The organism is Candidatus Polarisedimenticolia bacterium (assembly GCA_035764505.1).
GTDB lineage: Bacteria > Acidobacteriota > Polarisedimenticolia > Gp22-AA2 > AA152 > AA152.
Genome location: DASTZC010000244.1, coordinates 1 through 7,431, shown reverse-complemented (window position 1 = coordinate 7,431; position 7,431 = coordinate 1). Strand labels below are relative to the sequence as shown.

The 7,431-nt window shown below is 67.2% G+C and carries 3 protein-coding genes; 2 read left to right on the top strand and 1 reads right to left on the bottom strand.

Features of this window, described 5'->3' with window-relative positions; all coding sequences use genetic code 11:
- Both VFW45_16015 and VFW45_16010 read left to right on the top strand, forming a co-directional pair.
- Positions 1-1,524, top strand: a 1,524-nt coding sequence (locus VFW45_16015; protein ID HEU5182292.1) for a hypothetical protein, incomplete at its 5' end; no start/stop codon positions are given.
- A gap of 256 nt (positions 1,525-1,780) precedes the next feature.
- Complete coding sequence (locus VFW45_16010; protein HEU5182291.1) at positions 1,781-6,895, top strand: M36 family metallopeptidase; 5,115 nt, start codon at positions 1,781-1,783, stop codon at positions 6,893-6,895.
- A 1-nt stretch (position 6,896) separates the two neighbouring features.
- Here the strand turns inward: VFW45_16010 and VFW45_16005 are convergent.
- Positions 6,897-7,431: hypothetical protein (locus VFW45_16005; GenBank protein HEU5182290.1), on the bottom strand; the 535-nt coding region annotated here is incomplete at its 5' end.

Below are 7,431 nucleotides of genomic sequence, written 5' to 3'. Positions count from 1 at the left end.
GGCAACGACGGCGGCGTCTACATCTCGCACGACCGGGCGAAGAACTGGGAGTATCTCAACCGCATGGCCGTGGGGCAGTTCTACCGCATCGCGGCCGACAATTCGGATCCCTATCGCATCGCCGGCGGGCTGCAGGACAATGGCTCCTGGATGGGGCCCTCGAGGACGCTCGTGCTCACCGAGGACAGCCGCCATGACGGCATCGTGAGCAGCGACTGGATGATGGTTGGAGGCAGCGACGGCTTCACCGTCGCCTTCGATCCGACCGATCGCAATCTGCTCTACGTGACGGGCCAGGGCGGCGACTTGGTGCGGACGCGCCTGGACACCAAGGCAAACCGCTCCATCAAGCCGTCGCCGCGCGAGGGACAGGAGCGCTTCCGCTTCAATTGGAACACTCCTTACTTCATCTCGCCGCACGATCCGACCGTCCTCTACATGGGAGGGAACCGCGTCTTCAAGCTGACCGACCGCGGCGACAAGTGGTTCGCGATCAGCCCCGACCTGTCGCGCCGTGATGTGGACCGGATCCAGACGGTCGGCTCGGACGCCGAGACTTACGGCACCGTCGTGTCGCTCACCGAATCGCCGCTGAAGAAGGGGCTGCTGTGGGCCGGCACCGACGATGGCCGCGTCCATGTCACTGCGGACGATGGGAAGACCTGGAGCGAGGTCACGCCCAAGGACGTCGGAGGGTTGTACGTTTCACGGATCGCGACTTCCTGGAAGGAGGAGCGCACCGCCTACGTCTCCGTGGATGGGCACCGCAGCGATGACTTCCGGCCGATCGTCCTGATGACGCAGGATCTCGGTAAGACCTGGAAGAACGTCACCGGGGATTTGCCGCCTGGCGGACCAGTCGATGTGGTACTGGAAGACCCGGGTAACCCGCAGGTGGTTTACGCCGGCACCGAGTTCGGCATCTTCGTCACGCTGGACCGGGGCAAGCACTGGGTGAGCCTCAACGGCAAGTCGCTGCCGCCGGCGCCGGTCGACGACATCCTCGTCCATCCGCGCGAGAAGGACCTGCTGGTCGCAACGCACGGGCGCAGCATCTGGATTCTGGACGACGCCTCCTGGATCGCGCAGCTCACGCCGCAGGCTCGCAGCCGCGATCTCGTTTTGCTCGACATCCAGCCGGCCCGTCAGCGCCTGTTCGGGTCGCGCGATTACGGCCAGGCCCAGGCGATCTTCCGCGCCAAGAACCCTCCCCCCGGAGCCGTCATCAATTACTGGCTGCGCGAGGAAGGCGACGAGCCGGCGGAGGTGAGCATCGCCGACAGCTCCGGTTTCGTCGTGCGCAAGCTGGATGGACCGTCGCTCGCCGGGTTGAACCGGGTCGTCTGGGACCTGCAGGCCGACGCCAAGCACCGCTTCTCCGATCCCGATGAAGGCTACGGCAAGACGATCTTCGTGGCTCCCGGGGACTACAAGGTCACCGTGGCGGTCGGAGACGAGAAGAAATCGGAGAAGACCGTGAAGGTCCTCCCGCCCCTCGAGCCGGAGCCCGTGACCGGCCACTGAAGCGCGCGATACCTTCGGCCTCACGCTGTGGCTTGATTCTGGACAGGTCGCCGCGGCTCGCGTCGCGACTGCGGCGGCATCGCTCAGGAATCTCTGCGTCTCTTCTTGACCTCCCCTTTCCCTCACCGGATATTTCCCCCGATTCTCCGCAAGCACAGTGCTTTGGAGCTCAGTTACCCACGGCGCGGGCCGCCTGCAATCTCGGCCTGCCGCCGATTTCGTGCGGCGGCTGACCGCACAGGAAAACCGACTTTCGATGAGGCACAAATCTCGGGGGCCGCTCGCCATCCTCCTTGTCGTCTCTCTGCTGGCCATCGGCTCCTCGTCCGGGATCTCTCCATCCCATCCCGGACCGGCCGCCACAGAAAAACCACGCGCGCCCGGCAACTTCGACATCCGCGTGCTCGATCACGAAGGGCTGCGAAGGCTGCTGGAAGCGCGCTCCGGCACCGGCGCCGCGCGGCTGGCGCAGGAGCAGCGCGCGCGCCGGGAGAACATGCAGCGCGGGCTCGAGGAGCTGCGCACCGCACGCCCCGGGACCGAGGCCCGCTTCTCGCCTCTCACCGGCAGTGCCGAGGTGGTGCGCAATCTGCGGGGGGCTCTGACGCCGTCCGCGCCGCAGCGATCGGCCACGGAGGTGGCGCGGGATTTCGTCCGCTCGCACGCCGAGCTCTATGGATTGGCGCAGGAAGACACCAACCAGCTCGAATCGTTCGGCGAGAGCCGCAGCCCGCGCAGCGGCTTGACCCTGGTGCGCTTGAGACAGCAGGTCGCCGGCGTTCCGGTATTCCAGGGCGAGCTCCGCTGTCTGATGGACACCAGCGGCAGGCTCTTCGCCACCGTGGGCCGTCTCGTCCCAGGAGCGCAGCAGCCGAAGCGCGCGGCGCTGACTCTCCCGCGAGAGGCGGTGACGGCTGCTCTCGCCACAATTGGACTCGAGGCGAATCCGGCGCTGGGGGTGGCTCCCATCTCGGCCGATGGGCGCACCTGGGAAGCAGACGGCGCACATCCCGAGATGGCACGCCCTATTCATGGTTCTCTGGTTTATTTTCCGCTCGGCCCGGGCATCCTGGCTCCTGCCTGGTCGCTTATCGTCCGCACGAAATCTCAATCCGACTGGTACCTGATCGTCGACGCCGCCGACGGCACGCTGCTGTATCGCAAGAACCTGACAGTGGCCGCATCCACGCAGCCGGCCCGCTTCAGCGTCTACAGGCAAGCGGCAGGGCTTCCGGCCGACTCCCCCGCTCCTGCTTCACCCAGCAGCGCGACGCCCGGCGCCGGGACGCAGGCGCCCGAGATCGCGCGCTCGATCGAATCGATGCTCGCGGTGCAGGATTCTTTCGCCAGCCCGAGCGGCTGGATCGCCGATGGCGGGACGACGACCACCGGCAACAACGTCGACGCCTACCTGGATCGCAACGGCGACGATGCGCCCGATGCCGGGACCCTCGACAGCAACGGCCGGCCGATCGGCAACCCCGACGCGGCCGGACGCAACCGCGATTTCCTGGGAAGCACCCCCCGCGATTTCAGCGCCACTCCTCCCCCGATCACCGGCAACCCCGACACCGGCGACGACCCTTCACTGGCGCGCTCGCAGCGCCTGGCCGTGACCAGCCTTTTCTATCTGGCGAACTTCTTCCACGACCGGCTGCACGGCCTGGGCTTCGACGAAGCGGCGGGCAACTTCCAGACGAGCAATTTCGGGCGTGGCGGCACTGGGGGCGATCCGGTGCAGGCCGAAGCGCAGCAGGGGGCCGATGCCGGCAGCGCCAACAACGCGAACTTCTCCCCGGCTCCCGATGGGACCCCAGGCATCATGCGGATGTTCCTGTGGAGCAGTCCGACGCCGATGCGCGACGGGAGCCTGGATGCCGCCATCGTCTTCCATGAGCTGACGCATGGCGTCTCCAACCGGCTGATCGGCGACACCGCGGGACTGAACTGGATTCCGGGAGGCGGCATGGGTGAGGGGTGGAGCGATTTCTATGCTCTCTCGCTGCTGAACCCGACGGCGGCGGATCTGCCCGACGCCAGCTACCCGATGGGAGCCTATGCGCTGTATGGCGTCAACGGATTCGACGACAACTATGTCTACGGCGTCCGCAAGTTTCCCATTACCACCGACAACACGGTGAACCCGCTCACCTGGGCCGATGCCGACGACATCACCGTTTCCATGGCGGGAGGAATCCCTCCGAGCCCGCTCGGCTTCGAGGGCAACGGCGCCGCGGAGGTGCACAACCTGGGCGAAATCTGGGCCGTCACCCTGTGGGAGGTGCGCAGCCGCATCATCGCGCAGGCGGGCAGCGTCGCCGCCGGCAACGAGACGGCGCTGCAGATCGTCACCGACGGTCTCAAGGTGACGCCGATCGATCCGAGCTTCACCGAGGCGCGTGACGCTCTGCTCGACGCCGATTGCGCCGGCTTCGCCTGCGCGCACGAAGGGGCCATCTGGGGCGGCTTCGCTGACCGGGGCCTGGGTTACGGCGCGGAAGCCTCCGCCGGAATCGCGGCGCATGTCGGGGTGCGCGAGTCATTCGCGCTGCCGCATCTGGACGTGGCGAGCCTGGCGGTCAACGACGCGGCGGGAGACGGCAACGGCTATCCCGATCCGGGAGAGACGATTTCCCTGACCGTGACGCTCGCGAATCCCTGGCGCTCCGCCGGCAAGGGAGTGGCTTCAGCCACCGCGGTGCTGAGCCCCGTCTCGCCGGGAGTCACGATCCTGGATGGGAGCGCCTCTTTCGGCGCGCTGCCGGCGCAGGGAACGGCCGCCGGAGATCCATTCGTCTTTACGCTCGGAGGAGGCGGCGCCTGCGGAAGCGCCATCCGATTTAATTTGGAGGTTACCAGCAGCCTGGGGGTGGTGACCGTGCCGCTGGAGCTGCGCCGCGGCCGACCGCTGGGGCCCGGCGCCCCGCTCACCTTCTCGAAGACGAACGCGGGCGGCCTCGCCATCCCGGAGAACGATCCGGCGGGCGTGACCGACACGCTCGCCGTGACCACCGACCTTCCCATCGCCGATCTCGACTTCAGGCTCGACAGCCTGACGCATGAAGCGGTGGGGGACCTGACGGTTGAGCTGAAAGGCCCCACCGGCTTCGGGCTCGATGTCATCTACCGGCCGCTGGACTGCATCCCCTTCTACGGCTGCATCCTCGGGGGCAACGCCGGGAACGATTTCATCGCGACGCGCATCGACGACGACGCGACAGCCGACCTGCTGCCCGCCGGGGCTGGTGCTGCCCCCTTCACGGGGAGCTGGATGCCGGTCTTCAACTCGCCCGAGTGGGACACCCCCGATTCGTCCGGGCAGCTGGGGCACTTCAACGGCACGACGACCCTGGGAGACTGGAAGGTCTTCGTGGCCGACAATGCCCTCTTCGACACCGGGAGCCTGAATGCCTGGTCGCTGATCGTCTCGCCGGTGCAGTTCGGCTGCTGCGAGAATTCGCCGGATGGCGATAACGACCATCTTGGCGCGAGCTGCGACAACTGCCCGCTCCTATCCAACGGCAACCAGCAGGATCTCGACGGCGACGCCGCCGGAGACGTCTGCGATTGCGCTCCGCTCAGCGCCGCCTCGTTCGCAGTCCCGGGCGACGTGGCGGACCTGTCTTTCGGGCCGGATGGAACGCTTTCCTGGAGCTCCGCGGCCTCGAGCGCCGGTGCAGGCACCGTCTACGACCTGGTGCGTGGGGTGCTGGGGCAGCTGCCGGTAGGCTCGGGAGGATCGGACGCCTGCCTGGCCGACGGTGGGACGCCGACGGCATTCAATGACCCGGAGATTCCACCGGTGGGCTCGGGATTCTGGTACGTGGCGCGGGCCCGCAACGGCTGCGGTTTGGGGGGCTTTGGCTCCGGCAGCTCGGGAGCGCCGCGGCTCACCTCGGCCTGCCCCTTCACGCCGAAGCCCGATCTGGTGACGATGTCGCTGGACGAGCCCCCCGCGAGTCTCTCCTCGGGAAGCTCTTTCACGGCCCAGGATTCGATCATGAACCAGGGAGCGGCAGCCTCCGTCGCGTGCGTGACCCGCTATTACTTGTCGCTCGATGGCATCAAGAGCGCCGAAGACGTGCTTCTGCAGGGAGAGCGCCCTGTCGGGCCTCTCTCCGTCACCGGCGTCGATTCGGGCAGTGTGAGCGTCACCATCCCCGGCACGATGCCCGAGGGGAGCTATCGCCTCCTGGCCTGTGCCGACGGCAACGGCGCCAACGCCGAGGACGACGAGGCCAACAACTGCCGCGCTTCCGCAACCAGCCTGGAGGTGAGGAAGCCCGACCTGACCACATCGAGCGTCTCCAATCCGCCCGCCTCCCTGAATCCCGGAAGCAGCTTCAGCGTCACCGACACGGCGCAGAACGCCGGATTGTCCCCCGCCCCGGCTTCGACGACGCGCTACTACCTCTCCACCGACGCGCAGCGCGATGCGAACGACTTCCTGCTCACGGGATCCCGCTCGGTGGGCGCGCTGGCAACGGGTGCCTCCCAGCAAGGCAGCGTCGCCGTGACCGTGCCGGCGGCAACGCCGGCGGGCACCTACCGCCTGCTCGCCTGCGCCGACGACCTGCAGGTGGTCTTCGAAACTTCGGAAACCAATAACTGCGTGGCCTCGACCGGAACGACGCAGGTTCTCAAGCCCGACCTGGCGGAGACGGCAGTCTCCAACCCGCCGGCGAGCGCTGTGGCCGGCAGCTTCTTCTCCGTCACCGACACCCTCGCCAACCAGGGGAATGGGCCGGCGGGCGGCTCGAGCACGCGCTTCTATTTGTCGCTGGATGGCGTGAAGGATGTCGGCGACACGCTGTTGAGCGGCGCAAGGGCGGTGGGAACGCTGGCATCGGGGGCATCATCGAGCGGCACGATCAATGTCACGGTGCCGACCGCCTCGCCGGCCGGATCCTTCTATCTACTGGCCTGTGCCGACGACACCTCGCAGGTGGCGGAGAGCGACGAGACCGACAACTGCCTCGCCTCGACGACGACCATCCAGGTGACCAAGCCCGATCTGATCGTCTTCTCGATCACCAACCCTCCCGCCAGCGCCGCGCCCGGAACCGGCTTCTCCGTCACCGACACCACGAAGAACCAGGGGACGGCGCAGGCGAACAGCTCGACCACGCGCTATTACCTGTCGTTGGATATGTCGAAGGATGCCGGCGACGTACTGTTGAGCGGGAGCCGTGGTACCGGAATCCTTGCCGCGGGGGCTTCCTCCACCGGCACGCTGACCGTCACGATTCCTGCCGGAACCGCCGCCGGAGCCTATCGCCTGCTGGCCTGCGCCGACGATACCGGCTTCATCAACGAGGCGAGCGAAACCAACAACTGCCTCGCCTCCACCACTACCGTCCAAATCCCCTGAGCTACTTGGTTCGGTCGGTGGCCTCGCTCCTGCCGTCGTCGTACAGCCCGACCACCTGCGTGACCTTGTTCCCTTCGCTGACGAACTGGACGCGGAAGTAGTCGACCCCTTCGACGAAGAAGGTGTCGGCCGTCATCGGCGTGAGCTTGTACTTCGGACCGATGCGCTGGTAATAGAGGGCGCCGTTCTCGAAGGTGACCTTCCTCGGCCCGTAGGTGCCGGCGAACTTGCGGAGCGCCGCCTCGCCCAGCTTCACCGGCGTCCCTTTCGCCTGCAGCCCCTGCAGGGTGAAATCGACGGCGCCCTTCTGCTCGGGGGTAGGCGCCTTGTCGCGCAGCTTCTCCAGCGCCAGCTGGTAGGCCTTGTTGTAAGCCTGGTCTGCCGGCACGGCGACATCGGGCGCCACTCCGGTCCCTTCCCAGTTGGTCTTGCTGATCGGGTTGATGGCGCGGGCGAACGGAACGACCAGGATGTACTTCGCCTGCACCACCTTGCCATCCACCGGATGGGCGCCGCCGCCGGTGGTCTCCCCCACC